The sequence below is a fragment of the Paraburkholderia yinzeri genome, from assembly GCF_046581065.1.
Lineage (GTDB): Bacteria > Pseudomonadota > Gammaproteobacteria > Burkholderiales > Burkholderiaceae > Paraburkholderia.
Window position 1 is genome coordinate 118,497 of sequence record NZ_JBFOCJ010000003.1, and the last position, 15,007, is coordinate 133,503.

A 15,007-nucleotide genomic window follows, 5' to 3' on the forward strand; every position below is an offset into this window, starting at 1 on the left:
TAGAATTCCTCATCTGAATGTCCAGTCTCTTCGGTTCCCTAAACAGATTGAGCAAGCTTGCGGCGGACTGGAAAAGCGAGGGTGTTTGCGGACATGTGGAGGCGCTGGACGGGCGATTTCCCGGCATGCGCGCGCCGCCTTCCTTTCCGCTCGAAAGCCTTCGCGGCCGGTCGGATCGTGCTGTATTCTGTTTGTGTCAGGCCCTTTGTGCCAGACCCGTTTGTGCCGGACGCCTGCGTCCGGTCTGGCAGCCTGATTCCGTCATGCACGAGAGCATCCAGACCGCCATGAAGCGTGAATCTTCGCTGGAACTCGTCATTACTTCGGCGCAGTTTTCGCCGGACGCCACCTTTCTCGTGGACGAGCGAGGACACATACGCCACGTGAGCGACGCCTGCCGGGAAATATTCGGGTATGCGCCGTCCGACTTCATCGATCAACAGATTATCGATTTCGTGGTTCCTGCCGATCAGGACGCGACGCTCAGGGAAGCGCGGGAGGTGCTGGCGGGCCGCAAGCGGGTAGGCTTCGAGAACCGCTATCGCCACAAGGATGGCAGCGAGGTCTACATCACATGGTCGGCGCGCTGGCTCGAACGCGAGCGGGTGCGCATAGGGGTGGCGCGCGACGTGACGGAACTCAGGCGCGGCATGACGGGCATAACGGGCGTACCGGTCCTGCTGGCCCAGCTTGCGCCCCATGAGCGCAAGGTCCTGGCGATGCTGCTGACCGAGGCCACGGAGAAGCAGATTGCCGAGAGGCTAGGGTTGGCCGTTTCGACCACCCATTCGTATATCACCGGGATTTTTCGCAAATACGGCGTGCGTGGCCGTGCCGGCTTGATGAGTCTGTGGCTGAAGCACCTTTCCTCGGGTGTCTGGCCTTCGGACAAAGGCCAGGGTTAGCGGCAAGGGGGTGCCTCGCCGATCAGGTCTGGACTGCTACCGGCGGCGTGCGAAGGCGCTCCAGCAGATGCAGCAGACGTACGCGATGCGGCGGAAGCAGGTCCGGCGCGGCCAGCAGGTGTTGCACGCGTTCGAGCCAGTAACGATGCCCGAAGATTACGCACGCATCTTCGACCGTCAGGACCCGCTCCAGATGGGCGATGGCCGCGTCGGCGGTCTGCGCGCAATACGGAACCTTGTCGGCTGTCGCCTCCCTCGTCCGCGTTTTCATGTGGCTCTCTCAGGTTGCTATGTTTTTTTGACTTGCTACGGCCCGGCGTGATGGCGGCTTATCGCCTTGCTTACAAATATCTTATCGAAGCGCGTCAGGCTGTCATACCCTGCTAATCAGAGGGATGACGCCGGGTCCATTTCCGGCTTCGCTGTGCGGAAATCGTCATTGCGGGCAAGGCAATCGACCAAGACGGTTGCGGGGGCGGGACCTACGATTAGCGGCATGAAAACGCTGACCGTAATCGATTCCCATACCGGCGGCGAGCCCACGCGGCTCGTGACCGAAGGCGGCCCGGATCTCGGCCGCGGCCCGCTTGCCGAGCGGCTCGATATTTTCCGCCGCGAGTACGACCGCGTGCGTGCCGGCGTCGTCAACGAGCCGCGCGGCTCGGACGTGCTGGTCGGCGCGCTGCTGTGCGAACCCCACGACCCGGGGTGTTCGGCGGGCGTGATCTTCTTCAACAACGTGGGCTTTCTCGGCATGTGCGGCCACGGCACGATCGGTCTTGTCGCGTCGCTGGCGCATCTCGGGCGCATCCAGCCGGGCGTGCATCGTATCGAAACGCCGGTGGGCGTGGTCGAGGCCGAACTGCACGCGGACCGCAGCGTGACGGTGCGCAACGTGCCCGCCTACCGGTACCGCAAGGCCGTGCCGCTCGACGTGCCCGGCCTCGGCCGCGTGCACGGCGATATTGCGTGGGGCGGGAACTGGTTTTTTCTCGTTGCGGACCACGGTCTGCCGCTCGACGCGGCCAACGCCGAGTCATTGACCGAGGCAGCGTGGCGCATCCGGCAGGCGCTGGAAGCGAACGGCATCACGGGCGAGGGCGGCGCGCTTATCGATCACATCGAACTCTTCGCCGACCCGGCGCGTGCCGATGTCGACAGCCGCAACTTCGTGCTGTGTCCCGGCAAGGCCTACGATCGTTCGCCCTGCGGTACCGGCACGAGCGCGAAGGTGGCATGCCTCGCGCTCGACGGTGCGCTCGCGCCGGGCGAGACGTGGCGCCAGGAGAGCATTATCGGCAGCGTGTTCGAGGCATGCTACGAAGCGGATCCGGCGCTGCCGGCGGGGTATGTGCGACCGGTCATTCGCGGCACGGCGCACGTGAACGCCGAGTCGAAGCTGATCTTCAGTGAAGACGACCCGTTCGCGTGGGGCATACGCGCGTGATGAAAGCGCCCGGCACGCATCCGGATGTCGTCGTGATCGGCGCGGGTATTGTCGGCGCAGCATGCGCTCACGAGCTTGCGCAGCAGGGCGCCGACGTGCTCGTTATCGACCGCGCCGGCGCGGGCGGCGGCGTGACGGCGGCGGGCATGGGGCATCTCGTCGTGATGGACGACACGCCCGCGGAATTCGCCCTCTCCGCATGGTCACGCTCGTTGTGGCACGAGCTGGCGCCGCAACTCGACGCGCGGCATGCCTTCATTCGCTGCGGCACCCTCTGGGTTGCTGCGGACGACGAAGAGTATGCGCTCGCGCAGACGCGTCAGCAGGCGCTCTCAGGTCAGGGCGTGGCGTGCGCCATGCTGGACGAGCGGGCGCTGCGCGAGGCGGAGCCTCAACTACGCGAAGGCTTGCAAGGCGGCATGATCGTGCCCGACGACGCAGCCGTGTACGCGCCGACGGTTTGCACCCACCTGCTCGAGCAGCCTGGGCCCGGCCGTATCGTGTGCCGCTTCGATACGCCAGTCGTGCGGGTGGACCGCTCGGGGGTTCTGCTGGCGAGCGGCGAAACGATTGCCGCGGGAGCGGTTTTGCTCGCCAATGGTCTTCAGGCCTCCGAATTGTTGCCGGGCCTGCCGCTGGAGGCCAAAAAAGGACACCTGCTCATCACCGACCGCTATCCCGGCACGGTGAGGCATCAGATTCTCGAACTCGGCTACATCAAGAGCGCGCACAACACGAACGGCACGTCGGTGGCGTTCAATGTGCAACCGCGCCCCACGGGACAATTGCTGATCGGTTCGTCGCGGCAGTTCGACAACGACGATGCCGCGGTGGAGCCCGCGATTCTCGCGCGCATGCTGCGGCGCGCCGCCGGCTACCTGCCGCAATTGCCGTCGCTGAACGGAATCCGCGCATGGACCGGTATGCGTCCCGCGACGCGCGATGGCATGCCGCTGATCGGCCCGGCTGGCCCGTTTGCGACGGCGCATGCGCATCCTTCGACGTGGCTCGCCACCGGGCACGAGGGCCTCGGCGTTACCACGGCGCTTGCCACGGCGAGGCTCATCGCCGCCCAGATGCTGCGCGCGGGACAGGGTCTGCCGATCGACGCCACGCCCTACCTGCCTGCCCGTTTCGCGGCCTTGGAGGCGGTCCGTGTCTGAGATCGTGACACTCGCTGTCAACGGCAAGCGTGTCGACGTCGCCGCGGGCAGTTCGGTGGCGGCCGCCATTGCGATCGCCGATGAGGCGCAGCGCTGCGTCACGCGCCGCTCGGTGGGCGGCGCATTGCGCGGGCCGGTCTGCGGCATGGGCGTGTGCCAGGAGTGCCGCGTGACGATCGACGGCCTGCCGCATCAGTTGGCTTGCCAGACTGTCTGTGCGTTCGGCATGGAAGTCGTGACCGGGAGCGCGGGTCTGTGAAATTCGACATTCTCGTAGTGGGCGCCGGTCCCGCGGGCCTGAATGCGGCGCGAGCGGCGGCCGAAGCGGGGGCGAGCGTCGGCGTGGTCGACGACAACGCGCTGCCTGGCGGCCAGATCTGGCGGCAGGGGCCGGGCCATGCGCCCAATCGCGACGCGCGCGCGGTACTGGACCCGCTCGGACAGCGCGCCAACGTGACTTATCTCGGTGCCGCACGCGTCGTGCAGGCGCTGGCGGAGCGCGAGTTGCTCGTGCAGGACGCGAGGCGCGGCTTTAGCGTCGGCTACGACAAGCTGATTCTTGCCACCGGTGCGCGCGAGCGGTTTCTTCCTTATCCCGGCTGGACCTTGCCCGGCGTTACCGGTGCGGGCGGCTTGCAGGCGCTCGTGAAGGCCGGCATGCCGGTAAGGGGCGAACGCATCGTGATCGCCGGCACCGGGCCGCTGCTGCTGGCCGCCGCCGTCACGGCGCACGAGCAAGGCGCACGCGTGCTGGCGATCGTCGAGCAGGCCGATACCCGGAGCGTTGCGCGCTTCGCGCTGGGCCTCGTGCCGACTCCGGCCAAACTCGCACAGGCCGTGCGCCTGCGCGCCGCCTTGCGCGCCACGCCGTACTGGTGCGGCGCGCACGTCGCCGAAGCGGGCGGGGAAACGCAGTTGACGCATGTACTCGTGCGCAAGGGCGGTGACGTCCAGCGCATCGAATGCGATCGTCTTGCCTGCGCATACGGGCTGGTTCCGAATACGCTGGTGGGCGCCGCGCTGGGTTGCCGTCTCGAAGATGGCGCGGGCGGGGCGGCGCTTGCCGTCGACGCCTGGCAAGCGACATCGGTGGCCGGTGTCTATGCGGCCGGCGAATGCACGGGCGTGGGCGGTATGGAGCTTTCGGCCGTCGAAGGCGGGATCGCCGCCTGTGCCGCGCTCGGCGAGCGCGAAAAGGCGGCCGCGCTATTCGCCACGCGCAAACGCTATCGCCGCTTTGCCGCGCGCCTCGACGCCGCGTTTGCGCTGAATCCGCAATTGAGGACGCTCGCCACGCCCGACACGTTGCTGTGCCGCTGCGAGGACGTCTCGTTCGGCGAGGCCGCGCGGCACCGTTCCTGGCGCGACGCGAAGCTGCAGACGCGCTGCGGAATGGGCGCGTGCCAGGGCAAGGTCTGCGGCGAGGCGGCGGCGTTCTGCTTCGGCTGGCAAGGGGCCGGGCAGCGCCCGCCGTTCGCACCCGCGCGCATCGGCACGCTGATGGAAGCCGAATCCGAATCCCAAACCTGAGCTTCGACGCCCGCGCGGTCTCGATGGGCGTGCCTGATGGAATTGCCGATGCGCAAGCGTTCGCAAGACCGGCATAATCGGTCCGGTTCCGACTTGTCCGATCCTGCCATGCCCGATCTGGTTTTGCCCGCCGCCGCGGAGCACCTGACGCTGCCGCAGATGGTGGCGCATTTCGCCCTGCTCGAACCGCTCTTCGACGCCATGCCCGACGTGGTCTTCTTCGTGAAGGACCACGAGGCGCGCTACGTGCTCGTCAACGCCACGCTCGCGGCTCGCTGTGCGGTGAAGGAGAAGCGCGCGATCCTCGGCAAGACGGCCGAGCAGGTCTTTCCCGCACGCTTTGGACGCATCTACACGGAGCAGGACAAGGCCGTCGTGCGCCAGAACATCTGGCTCGTGGATCAACTGGAGCTGCACCTGTATCCGGGCCGGCAGCCCGGCTGGTGTCTCACCTCGAAGGTGCCGCTGCACGACGCGCACGGCCGCGTGCTGGGCGTGGCCGGCATCTCGCGCGACCTGCAGGCCGCCGAGGGCACGCACCCCGCCTACCAGCGCCTCGCTATCGCGGCGAAGTACATCCAGGACAACTATGCGCAGCCGCTCAAGCTCTCGCATCTCGCTACGCTGATCGACATGTCGGTCGCGCAGATCGAGCGTTACTTCCACAAGATCTTCCACCTCACGCCGCGGCAGATGCTGCTGAAAACGCGCCTCGACGCCGCTTCGGAGATGCTGGCGGACGACCTGAGCATCACCGATGTCGCCACGCGTTGCGGCTACAACGATCACAGCGCCTTTACGCGCCAGTTCAAGGCCACCGTCGGTCTCACGCCGAGCCAGTACCGCGCCGTGCTGCAGTCGCAGCACGGCGCCGCCGATTCCCACGAGGGTTGAGCCGCGCGGGGCCGTGCCGCGATTGTGCTGCGATTGTGCCGATTTCGTCTCTTTGCGCTGCGATTGCCCTCAAGCCTTGCGCAATCTGGATGGCGATACTTCGTTCATGCCTCCCGCCGCTGCGTGGGAGCGACACATTCAACGAAGGAGATTGTCACAGTGAGCCGTAACGCTATCCAATGGAGCGGTGTGTTCCCCGCGGTCAGTACACAGTTGAAGGCCGATTTTTCTGTCGACATCGAGGCGACGCACCGGGTCGTGAGCAATCTCGTGAGGGATGGCGTGTCGGGCCTCGTGGTGTGCGGCACGGTCGGCGAAAACACCTCGCTCAGCACGTCCGAGAAGGTTGCCGTGATCGAAGCCGCGCGCGACGCGGCGGCCGGCAAGGTGCCCGTGATCGCCGGCATTGCCGAGTTCACGACCGCGTTCGCGCGGCAGACCGTGCGCGAGGCGCAGCGCGTGGGCGTGGACGGCGTGATGGTGATGCCCGCGCTCGTCTATTCCGCGAAGCCGCACGAGACCGCCGCGCATTTTCGCGCCGTGGCGTCGAGTACCGACCTGCCGGTCATGGTCTACAACAATCCGCCGATCTACAAGAACGACGTCACGCCCGACGTGCTGATCGCCCTGCAGGACTGCGAAAACATCGTCTGCTTCAAAGACTCCTCCGGCGATACGCGCCGCTTCATCGACCTGCGTAACGCCGTGGGCGATCGCTTCGTGCTGTTCGCGGGGCTCGACGACGTGGTGGTGGAAAGCATTGCCGTGGGTGCGCAGGGCTGGGTTTCGGGCATGTCCAACGTGTTCCCGAAGGAAGGCGAAACGCTTTTCCGGCTCGCGAAGCAAAAGCGCTTCGACGAGGCGCTCGCGCTCTATCGCTGGTTCATGCCGCTCCTGCATCTCGACGCGCGTCCCGATCTCGTTCAGTGCATCAAGCTGTGCGAAGAACTGGTGGGCCGGGGCAGCGCGGTGACGCGTCCGCCGCGGCTGGCGCTGGAAGGCGAGACGCTCGCTTTCGTGAAGACGATTGTCGAGAAGGCGCTCGCCACGCGTCCTGCGCTGCCGGACGTCGGTCTTTGATACGCCAACGCGGAGACCGGAATGGGTGACGACAGCGCGGACATCGTTCTTTCGCTTGACGAACTGTTTGCGCTGGCGCGCGAGGTGCTCGTGCGTCATGGCGCGTCGCCGGCGCACGCGGACGCGATTGCGCGCGTGATCGTGCAGGGGCAGCGGGACGAATGCCATTCACATGGTATCTACCGGCTCATTGGCTGCGTGCGCTCGATCAAGAGCGGCAAGGTCGACCCGCGCGCCGAACCGACCTTGCGCGACATCGCGCCGGGCCTCTTTGCCGTCGATGCGCACTACGGCTTTTCGCTGCTGGCGTTCGAGACGGGCTTGCCGCGGCTCGCCGAAAAAGCGCTTTCGCAAGGCATAGCGGCGATGGCGATCAACCATTGCTTTCATTTTTCCGCGCTATGGCCCGAAGTCGAGGCGATCGCGGCGCTGGGCCTCGTGGGGCTCGCGATGAATCCGAGTCATAGCTGGGTCGCGCCAGCGGGCGGGACGCGGCCGGTGTTCGGCACCAATCCCATCGCCTTTGCGTGGCCGCGTGCCGAGGGCTATCCCTTCGTCTTCGATTTCGCGACGAGTGCGATTGCGCGCGGCGACATCGAGCTGCATGCGCGCGAAGGCAAGCCGATTCCCGGGCACTGGGCCATCGATCGCGACGGCGCGCCGACGACCGACGCCCGCGCGGCGCTCGCCGGTGCGATGCAGACCTTCGGCGGGCACAAGGGATCGGCATTGGCCGCGATGGTGGAATTGCTGGCGGGCGCGCTGATTGGCGACCTGACCAGCATGGAGTCGCAAGCCTTCGACGCCGGAGCGGGCGCCAGCCCTTGCCACGGCGAACTCGTGATCGCCATCGATCCGCGGCGCTTCCTGGGCGACGACTATCGGGCGGGAGAGGCGCGCGCCGAGCGCCTTTTCGAGGCGGTGACGGGGCAGGGTGCACGCTTGCCGTCGCAGCGCCGGTTCGAAGCGCGTGCACGCAGCGAGCGCAACGGCGTGCGCATTCCCGCGGCGTTATACCGTGACGTGATGGCGCTGTGACTGGACGCCCGATGGCCTCGCGCAACCACCAGGCCATCAAGCCGTCACGCTTTCCTGCACCGCCGCCGGCTCGCGGCGGGCGACGGCAACGAGCGACGCCGCGACGATCAGCAGCCCGCCAAGCCATGCCGGAAGCGAGAGCCGTTCGCCGAGCCAGACGCTCGCAAACAGCGCGCCGAACACGGGCTCGCTGCCCATCAGGAGCGCTACGCGGGTAGGGCTGCTGCGGTGGACTGCGTAGTTCTGCACAAGAAACGCGAACAGCGTGCAGCCCGCCACGAGATAGATCACGCTGCCCCAGAACAGGCCGTGTCCACTGAAAGCCGGCGGCGGCTGCCATTGCCCGCGGGCCACCGTCCATGCCAGCACTAGGCAGCCGCACGATACGATGCCGGCCTGCACGGCCGTCAAGGTCAGGGGCGGCACGGCTCCGGTCTTCATGACGCGCTTCGCGGCACAGGTGCTCAAGGCGCGCAACAGGGCGGCGAGCACGATCAGCGCGTCGCCCCAGCCGAACACGAAGTGGCCCCCGGCCAGCAGGAAGGCGCCGAGGAACGAAAGCCCCACCGCCGCCCACTCGGCGGGCCGCGGCGCATGCCCGAACCATGCCCACTCGACGAGCGGCGTCATGACTACGCACAGGCTGATCAGGAAGGCCGCATTCGATGCACGGGTCGCGGCAACGCCGAAGGTCTCCGCGAGGAAGATGCCGAGCAGCAGGAGCCCCGCGCCGAATACGCCCCAGCGTTGCGCCGGCCGTAGGGTCGCCAGCTTGCGCAGCGCGGGCGCGAGCAGCACGAAGGTGATGCCGAAGCGCAGGGCGAGCAGGCTCAGTACCGGGTAGACCAGCAGCGTGCCTTTGACCACGCCGTAACTGGTGCCCCAGATCAGCGCCACGGCGATCACCAGCAGATCTGCCCAGCGGGACGAAGGGGGGAATGCGTTCATGAGGATCCCATGCGAGGCTGTCGTTGAAAACGCCCACATTGTCCGATGATGCGCGCTGCGCGATAATCGGCTACCTCAGAACATCTTTTATGTCTGGAATGCATAGATGCGCGTGCCGTCCGGACGGCTTCCCGCAGGCATGAATCCTACCGATCTCTTTTCCTTGCTGCCGGATCTGGCCACGTTTGCCCGGGTGGTGGAGGCGGGCAATTTCTCGGTCGCCGCGCGCCAGCTTGGCAGCACGCCCTCGACCGTCAGCCGGCAGATGCAGCGCCTCGAGCGGGCGCTGGGCGCGCGGCTGCTCGAGCGCTCCACGCGCAGCATCCGGCTCACGGAGTCGGGCGCCCAGGTTTATCGGCACTGCCAGGAAATGGTCGACGCGGCTACCAGCGCGGCGGATGCCGCCACCCAGATGACGGGGCGTCCTCACGGACGCGTGAGTCTGAGCGCCCCGATTTCTGTGGCGAGAAGCGTGATCCATCCGCTGATTCCGGGTTTCCTGCGCACCTATGAGGAGGTCGAGGTCCAGCTCGTCTTCACGGATCACGAGGTCGATCCGATCCGGGATCACGTCGATCTCGTCATCCGCCCGACGTCCGCGCCGCCGCCCGGGCTCGCCGCGCGGCGGCTGGGGACGGTGCGCTGGATGCCGTGCGCCTCGCCGGCGTATCTGCACGAGCGCGGCATGCCGGTCCATCCGAAGGACCTCGCGCAGCACGATTGCCTTTATCTGGGCGAGACGGCGGACGACAACCGCTGGTCGTTCCGGCGCGGCGCCCAGCGGCATACGGTGCAGGTCGGCGGGCGCTATATCGCCAACGACGTCGGGGCGCGGCTCGACGCGGCGATCGATAACTGGGGCATTGCCAGCCTTCCGGAGTTCGCGGCGGCGCAGGCGCTGCGCGAAGGCCGGCTGGTGCGGGTGCTGCCTGAATGGGAGTTCGAGCCGCGGGCCTATAGCGGCCCGGTCTGGATACTCTATCCGCCAAACCGCTTCCTGCCGCCCAAGGTGCGGGCGCTGATCGACTGGCTGGCCCAGACGATGCCGGCGTAGGGCCGCGAGGGGATTACTTGCCCGCTTGCGACGTGCCGCCGTTGGCGCCGCCATAAGCCGTGTCGCCGCTGTTCTGCTGGGCGACGCGCATTTCGGCCTGGGGCAGGTTGGTCGTGTAGTGCATCCAGTCGTTCGGCTGGTAGCCCGCCTGTTCGAGTTGCGCGAGATGGTCTTCCACCTGGGCGCGGGTGACGGGCTGCTGGCTCGTCTGGGCCAAAGCGGCCACCGGAGCGGCGATGAGCAGGGCGACTGCAAGGGTGCGAATGACCGACTTCATGGTGACTCTCTCCACGGATTATTTTGAAATGCGCTGCGGACGGTTTTGCGGCGCTGTGGCGATAGTCTAGAAGTGGCCCGGAGTGGGGCAAAGACCCGGTTGTGCGATTGACTGTTGCGGGTTTTGAGATAATTGCGCGGCAATGCGCGGTGGGAAGCCGGGCGCAGCGCGGGAGATGGCATCCGCCGCGCTGCGCCCGAGGCGGGCGTTACTGGCCGATTGCCCTGACCCGCAGGGCGTTCTGCACGCTCTGAACCCCGTTCACCCCCTGCGCGGCGGTCACGGCCATCTGGATCTGGTCGGCCTCGGGCACCGTGCCGCCCAGCAGGATCGCGCCGCTCTTCGCCGAAACGACGATATTGCTCGAATCCAGTCCCTTGACCTTCACGAGCGCGCGCTGCACGTTCTTCGAGAGCAGCCGGTTGGCCTTGCGCATGGCCTTGGGGCTCTGCGCCGTGCTGCTCATGGCCGGCGCGCTGGCCGCGGCGCCGCTGCCCTGCGCCCAGGCGCCTGCCGTACCGAGCAGGAGCAGCGAACACGCGAGCGTGGTGATGAGGCTAGCCTTCTTCATGTTGTTTCTCTTCCTTTCAAGAGGAGGTTGACGCGCGGAACGGCGGACCGGCAGTTAGAAAATGTGGCGGATACCGATGTCCGCGCCGACCGTCGTGCCGGCTGCGCCGTTGAGCGCACTGTCGACGGAAAGGCCGGTATCCATCGTGCCATGGTTGTTGACCACGCCAAACTGCGCATAGAGGGTCGTGGCACGCGACAGATAATAGTCGGTGCCGATGGCGCCCATGACGGAGTGGTTCGTGGTGTCGCTGCGGTCGCTCGTGTACCAGACGCCGCCGTTCAGGTCGACTCTGGGCGTGACGAGCCAGTCGAGACCGCCGCTGTAGACGTTGTCGTTGAACGAGCCGGCCAGCCCCGTTCCCTTGTAGCTGGTGAACGAGGCCTTGGCGGTGAGCTTGCCGAACTTGTAGGACATGCCGATGACGCGGCCTTCGAACGCGTAGGTCGAGGGGACCGGCGTGGCGGCGCCGCCGGCGTTGCTGTCGTAGAAGCCGGCGTTGATCAGGAACGTGCCGGTGCTGTACGAGAGGTTCGCCGAATAGTTGCGGCCTGCCTGGAAGTCGCCCGCCACCCCGCCCAGCCCGAGCATCACGCTGCCCTGGAAGCCGTAGACCTTGGGGCTCGTGTAGGAGATCGAATTGGTGTTGAAGATGCCGGTGGCGATGACGCTGTCGAGGTAGGGCAGCAGGCCGCTGCCGAACTGCGAGAGGTCGCGCGGATCGAGCTCGTAGACCGAGAGGAAGAACGGCGAGAACTGCAGGCCGACCTTCACGTCGCCGTAGTTGCTGTCGAGGCCCACATAGGCCTGGCGGCCGAACAGGTTGCCGTTCGAGTCGTTCAGGCCGCCGTTGGACATGCTGATGCCGCTTTCGAGCTTGAATTCCGCTTTCAGGCCGCCGCCGAGGTCTTCGGTGCCCATCACGCCGAACTGCGAAGGCGAGTTGCCGCTGTCGATCATGGAGAACTGATGGCCGGCGTTCTGCCCGGTGGTCGTGTTGAGCGTCTTGCTCGTGTACAGCAGGCCGCCATCGACCAGGCCATACAGCGTGACACTGCTCTGGGCATGGGCAGCACCGCCTGCCAGCAGGCAGGTTGCAGCGGCGATGAGCTTCAGGCGCAGACCTCGTTGCTTGTACATCGTCGATCTCCTTCGGGACGGAACGTGCCGTCGAGTTTCTGTAATAGTCGAATGACGCGGCTTGATTAGTAATGCTATTTAAAGCTTCGATGCCGTGGCAGCTCGATGCATCGTCTGCGCGAGCGAACAGCGTGCGCGCGCAACGAGCTTTATTTCTTTAAGCGGGATCTTCTAAAGACGGCAAATGGGTTTGCGCAGCGTTATTGGAATCGGGAACTGCGTCTTGCATGGCTGGATTTCCGGACGATCTTAAAAACGCCATATTCGAGTGTCAATCAAGGCGACCCCTGTGTTGCAATCTATTCGAGTACACGTTTTCACTAATTCCCGAGTGGCGCGAGATACCGCGGAAAATCGATTCGCCGCTTCTCCGGCGGCTTTGCTCAAGGCGCGTGCTTTCTGGCCGATTCCCCGGCCGATTCTCCAGCCGATAAAATGAACCGGTGAATTTCCTCATTCAGGAGGGCGGGCACGGTAACGTGCGGCGAATGCCCGCCGTTTTCGAGCGGAAAGAGTTGCGAGCCGGGCACGCGATCGACAATGGTTTCGACCTGCGCCATGGTTCCGTACTGGTCGTCGCGCGCCTGCACGGCCAGCAAGGGGCAGCGGATGCCCGCGAGCTCGCGGACGATAGTCCATTCGCGAAACGCCGCGCTCAGCCAGACGTCGTTCCAGCCGTAGAACGCGGAATCGACGTCGTCGTGATAACGGCCGAGGCGCTCCCGCATGGGAGTGGTTTCATAGGCTATCTTTGCTTCGGCAATATTTTCGACGGAAATGTCTTCGACAAAAACGTGCGGAGCGATCACCACGGCGCCGGCCAGCTCATTGTTAAATGCACTCGCGTAAAGCAGGGCAATCGTTCCGCCGTCGCTGTGACCGATGAGCCACATCCGCCGGCGTTCCGCGGCGCCAATGCCCAGAGCCGAGAGAAGCGCCGGAAGGACATCCTGTGCCTGGTCCGTCATGAAATTCACGGGCAGACTGGCGCCGGGCGGCCGGGGCGTGGAGCGGCCGTAACCGGGGCGCGAATACACCAGCCCGCGCATGCCGAGCCGGTCGCATAGTGCTTGCGGCCACGTCTTCCACATGGCGACCGAACCTAGCCCCTCGTGCAGAAAGACGGCGACCGGTTGGTCGCGAAGATGCGCATTCAACCATCGGTATTCGATTTTCACGGGCCCCCGATTGTCCGAAGGGGGCAGCGAGGCAAACGGATAATTTTCCGGCGATGAGGTCAAGACCGTGCTTTCCATGATCAGGTCGCAGGCTGCATAGCCTGGCTTTGTTGTTCCCGCAGCTTGAATCGCTGGATTTTACCGGTCGCCGTCTTCGGCAGATCGTCCACGAAGAGAATGTCGCGCGGATACTTGTGGGGCGCGAGCCGGTCTTTCACGAAGGCCTTGAGGTCGGTTGCGAGGGCCGTGCTGGCGGCGAAGTCCGGTTTCAGGACGACGAACGCACAGGTCTTGACGAGCCCGCCCTGGTCGACGCCGATCACGGCGGCTTCGAGCACGGCGTCATGTTGCACGAGCACCATCTCGACCTCGACCGGGGAGACGTACTGGCCGCTGACCTTCAGCATGTCGTCGCTGCGGCCCGCGTAGACGTAGCAGCCGTCCGGCAGTTTCCGGTACTTGTCGCCGCTTCGCACCCAGTCGCCGAGGAACGTCGCGCGGGACTTCTCGCGGTTGCACCAGTACATGAGCGCGGCACTGGGGCCTTTGATGTACAGGTCGCCCACCTCGCCGTCCGGCACGGGACCGCCGTTTTCGTCGCGCAGTTCCACCGCGTATCCGGGTACGGGCGTTCCGGTCGTGCCGTAATGGACCTCGCCCGGATGATTCGAGAGAAAAATGTGCAGCATCTCTGTCGATCCGATGCCGTCCAGGATTTCGCAGCCGAAATGCGCCGTGAACCGTTCGCCCACTTCGCGAGGCAGCGCTTCGCCTGCCGAGGCGCAGATCCTGAGGCTGACGTCCGCTCGGGCCGGCCGCGTATGCGCCGCCATCATGCTGGCATAGAGCGTCGGGACACCGTAAAAGACGGTGGGGCGGTGTTTCACGAGACGCTCGAACACGGCGTCGACGGTCGGGCGTCCGGCCATCAGCACCGCCGTGGCCCCCACGGAAAGCGGGAACGTCAGGGCATTACCGAGGCCGTACGCGAAGAAGAGCTTGGCGGCGGAAAATACCACGTCGGTTTCGCGGATGCCGAGCACGTGCCTCGCGTAGGTTTCCGCGGTCCAGTAGAGGTTGGCGTGGGTGTGAACCGTGCCTTTCGGCTTGCCGGTCGATCCTGAGGAGTACAGCCAGAAAGCGATGTCGTCGCAGCCGGTTGGCGCCGCATGCGCCGCGGGCTCGGCCGCTTCGAGCAGGGCTTCGAGAACGGGTGCGGCGGACGGCGCGCCGCCGGTCGGCTGGGACACGATCAGCAGGCGGTCCTCTTGCGCGGCGGCATCGAGGGCAGGGGTCACGGCCTGCAGCACGGCGCCCGACGCCACCACGGCGCGAGCGCGGCTGTGGGCAAGCATATAGCCGTAATCGGCGGCCGTGAGCAGCGTGTTCACGACGACGGGCACGACGCCGGCATAGAGCGCCCCGAGGAACGCGACGGGCAGCTCGATGGTGTCGAGCATGACCAGCAGAACGCGCTCTTCCGCATGCACGCCCTGTGCGCGCAGGACCGAGGCGAAGCGGCGCGCGCGGTTCTCTAGCTGCCCGTAGGTCGTTGCGCCCGCGTCGTCGATGTACGCGAGCTTGCCGCTTCGCGGTTCGTTGAGCGCAAAAATATGGGCGGCGAAGTTGAATTGCGCCGGCGGTGGCGGCGCTGGTTCCACGGCCGGAAGGGGGGAGCCGGTTGCGGCCCTGAGTGGGGTGTCCATCTGTATTCGTCTCCGTCCCTGCTCGCTGTCTGATTGTCGTGCGCGCCCGCCACCACCGCTTTCCCTTGCGAAACTC

General features: G+C 66.0%; 16 protein-coding genes. 9 read left to right on the forward strand and 7 right to left on the reverse strand.

All coding sequences use genetic code 11. The annotated features are described in order from the left end of the window. Positions 1 to 17 precede the first annotated feature (17 nt). Complete coding sequence (locus tag WJ542_RS27335) at positions 18 to 905, forward strand: helix-turn-helix transcriptional regulator (protein WP_411192701.1); 888 nt, start codon at positions 18 to 20, stop codon at positions 903 to 905. A gap of 22 nt (positions 906 to 927) precedes the next feature. On the opposite strand, the gene WJ542_RS27340 is transcribed toward WJ542_RS27335, so the two are convergent. Then, on the reverse strand, positions 928 to 1,176 hold the full coding sequence (locus WJ542_RS27340) for a hypothetical protein (protein WP_411192702.1): 249 nt from the start codon (positions 1,174 to 1,176) through the stop codon (positions 928 to 930). 216 nt (positions 1,177 to 1,392) lie between these two features. Here WJ542_RS27340 and WJ542_RS27345 point away from each other — a divergent pair, with 216 nt between their 5' ends. From WJ542_RS27345 to WJ542_RS27375, 7 genes are all read left to right on the forward strand, one after another. Further along, the gene (locus tag WJ542_RS27345) at positions 1,393 to 2,352 is read left to right on the forward strand and encodes a 4-hydroxyproline epimerase (protein WP_411193504.1); all 960 of its coding nucleotides are present in this window, start codon (positions 1,393 to 1,395) and stop codon (positions 2,350 to 2,352) included. After that, the gene (locus WJ542_RS27350; protein WP_411193506.1) at positions 2,352 to 3,515 is read left to right on the forward strand and encodes an NAD(P)/FAD-dependent oxidoreductase; all 1,164 of its coding nucleotides are present in this window, start codon (positions 2,352 to 2,354) and stop codon (positions 3,513 to 3,515) included. The genes WJ542_RS27345 and WJ542_RS27350 overlap by 1 nt, the downstream gene beginning before the upstream one ends. After that, positions 3,508 to 3,774 (forward strand): 2Fe-2S iron-sulfur cluster-binding protein, encoded by a 267-nt coding sequence (locus WJ542_RS27355; RefSeq protein WP_411192703.1) that lies wholly within the window; start codon positions 3,508 to 3,510, stop codon positions 3,772 to 3,774. Before WJ542_RS27350 ends, WJ542_RS27355 begins: the two co-directional genes overlap by 8 nt. Next, positions 3,771 to 5,045, forward strand: coding sequence for an FAD-dependent oxidoreductase (locus WJ542_RS27360; RefSeq protein ID WP_411192704.1), 1,275 nt, complete (start codon positions 3,771 to 3,773; stop codon positions 5,043 to 5,045). The genes WJ542_RS27355 and WJ542_RS27360 overlap by 4 nt, the downstream gene beginning before the upstream one ends. Positions 5,046 to 5,153: 108 nt before the next feature. Beyond that, positions 5,154 to 5,939, forward strand: a complete 786-nt coding sequence (locus WJ542_RS27365; protein WP_411192705.1) for an AraC family transcriptional regulator — start codon at positions 5,154 to 5,156, stop codon at positions 5,937 to 5,939. A 159-nt stretch (positions 5,940 to 6,098) separates the two neighbouring features. After that, positions 6,099 to 7,019, forward strand: coding sequence for a dihydrodipicolinate synthase family protein (locus tag WJ542_RS27370; RefSeq protein ID WP_411192706.1), 921 nt, complete (start codon positions 6,099 to 6,101; stop codon positions 7,017 to 7,019). A gap of 21 nt (positions 7,020 to 7,040) precedes the next feature. Further along, positions 7,041 to 8,057 carry an Ldh family oxidoreductase gene (locus tag WJ542_RS27375; RefSeq protein WP_411192707.1) on the forward strand — a complete coding sequence of 339 codons (1,017 nt, stop codon included), beginning with the start codon at positions 7,041 to 7,043 and terminating at the stop codon, positions 8,055 to 8,057. A gap of 36 nt (positions 8,058 to 8,093) precedes the next feature. Here WJ542_RS27375 and WJ542_RS27380 read toward each other — a convergent pair whose 3' ends face one another. Further along, a complete protein-coding gene (locus tag WJ542_RS27380) occupies positions 8,094 to 9,005 on the reverse strand; it encodes a DMT family transporter (protein ID WP_411192708.1) in 912 nt (303 codons plus the stop codon). A 139-nt stretch (positions 9,006 to 9,144) separates the two neighbouring features. Here WJ542_RS27380 and WJ542_RS27385 point away from each other — a divergent pair, with 139 nt between their 5' ends. Next, positions 9,145 to 10,059, forward strand: coding sequence for a LysR family transcriptional regulator (locus WJ542_RS27385; RefSeq protein WP_411193507.1), 915 nt, complete (start codon positions 9,145 to 9,147; stop codon positions 10,057 to 10,059). Between the two features lie 13 nt (positions 10,060 to 10,072). Here WJ542_RS27385 and WJ542_RS27390 read toward each other — a convergent pair whose 3' ends face one another. The 5 genes from WJ542_RS27390 to WJ542_RS27410 form a co-directional block, all read right to left on the reverse strand. After that, positions 10,073 to 10,336 (reverse strand): DUF4148 domain-containing protein, encoded by a 264-nt coding sequence (locus WJ542_RS27390; protein WP_411192709.1) that lies wholly within the window; start codon positions 10,334 to 10,336, stop codon positions 10,073 to 10,075. Positions 10,337 to 10,544: 208 nt separating this feature from the next. Further along, positions 10,545 to 10,907: a BON domain-containing protein gene (locus tag WJ542_RS27395; RefSeq protein WP_411192710.1), complete on the reverse strand. Its 363-nt coding sequence runs from the start codon at positions 10,905 to 10,907 to the stop codon at positions 10,545 to 10,547. Between the two features lie 54 nt (positions 10,908 to 10,961). Then, positions 10,962 to 12,047, reverse strand: a complete 1,086-nt coding sequence (locus WJ542_RS27400) for a porin (protein WP_411192711.1) — start codon at positions 12,045 to 12,047, stop codon at positions 10,962 to 10,964. A gap of 383 nt (positions 12,048 to 12,430) precedes the next feature. Beyond that, the gene (locus WJ542_RS27405) at positions 12,431 to 13,303 is read right to left on the reverse strand and encodes an alpha/beta fold hydrolase (protein WP_411192712.1); all 873 of its coding nucleotides are present in this window, start codon (positions 13,301 to 13,303) and stop codon (positions 12,431 to 12,433) included. Positions 13,304 to 13,305: 2 nt separating this feature from the next. Further along, positions 13,306 to 14,931 (reverse strand): benzoate-CoA ligase family protein, encoded by a 1,626-nt coding sequence (locus WJ542_RS27410; RefSeq protein ID WP_411192713.1) that lies wholly within the window; start codon positions 14,929 to 14,931, stop codon positions 13,306 to 13,308. Positions 14,932 to 15,007: the final 76 nt, after the last annotated feature.

Excerpts from the sequence above, each read along its gene's own strand:
- WJ542_RS27335 (WP_411192701.1), top strand. The coding sequence starts at position 18 with ATGTCCAGTCTCTTCGGTTCCCTAAACAGATTGAGCAAGCTTGCGGCG.
- WJ542_RS27340 (WP_411192702.1), bottom strand. The coding sequence starts at position 1,176 with ATGAAAACGCGGACGAGGGAGGCGACAGCCGACAAGGTTCCGTATTGC.
- WJ542_RS27350 (WP_411193506.1), top strand. The coding sequence starts at position 2,352 with ATGAAAGCGCCCGGCACGCATCCGGATGTCGTCGTGATCGGCGCGGGT.
- WJ542_RS27365 (WP_411192705.1), top strand. The coding sequence starts at position 5,154 with ATGCCCGATCTGGTTTTGCCCGCCGCCGCGGAGCACCTGACGCTGCCG.
- WJ542_RS27375 (WP_411192707.1), top strand. The coding sequence starts at position 7,041 with ATGGGTGACGACAGCGCGGACATCGTTCTTTCGCTTGACGAACTGTTT.
- WJ542_RS27380 (WP_411192708.1), bottom strand. The coding sequence starts at position 9,005 with ATGAACGCATTCCCCCCTTCGTCCCGCTGGGCAGATCTGCTGGTGATC.
- WJ542_RS27385 (WP_411193507.1), top strand. The coding sequence starts at position 9,145 with ATGAATCCTACCGATCTCTTTTCCTTGCTGCCGGATCTGGCCACGTTT.
- WJ542_RS27390 (WP_411192709.1), bottom strand. The coding sequence starts at position 10,336 with ATGAAGTCGGTCATTCGCACCCTTGCAGTCGCCCTGCTCATCGCCGCT.
- WJ542_RS27395 (WP_411192710.1), bottom strand. The coding sequence starts at position 10,907 with ATGAAGAAGGCTAGCCTCATCACCACGCTCGCGTGTTCGCTGCTCCTG.
- WJ542_RS27400 (WP_411192711.1), bottom strand. The coding sequence starts at position 12,047 with ATGTACAAGCAACGAGGTCTGCGCCTGAAGCTCATCGCCGCTGCAACC.
- WJ542_RS27405 (WP_411192712.1), bottom strand. The coding sequence starts at position 13,303 with ATGGAAAGCACGGTCTTGACCTCATCGCCGGAAAATTATCCGTTTGCC.
- WJ542_RS27410 (WP_411192713.1), bottom strand. The coding sequence starts at position 14,931 with ATGGACACCCCACTCAGGGCCGCAACCGGCTCCCCCCTTCCGGCCGTG.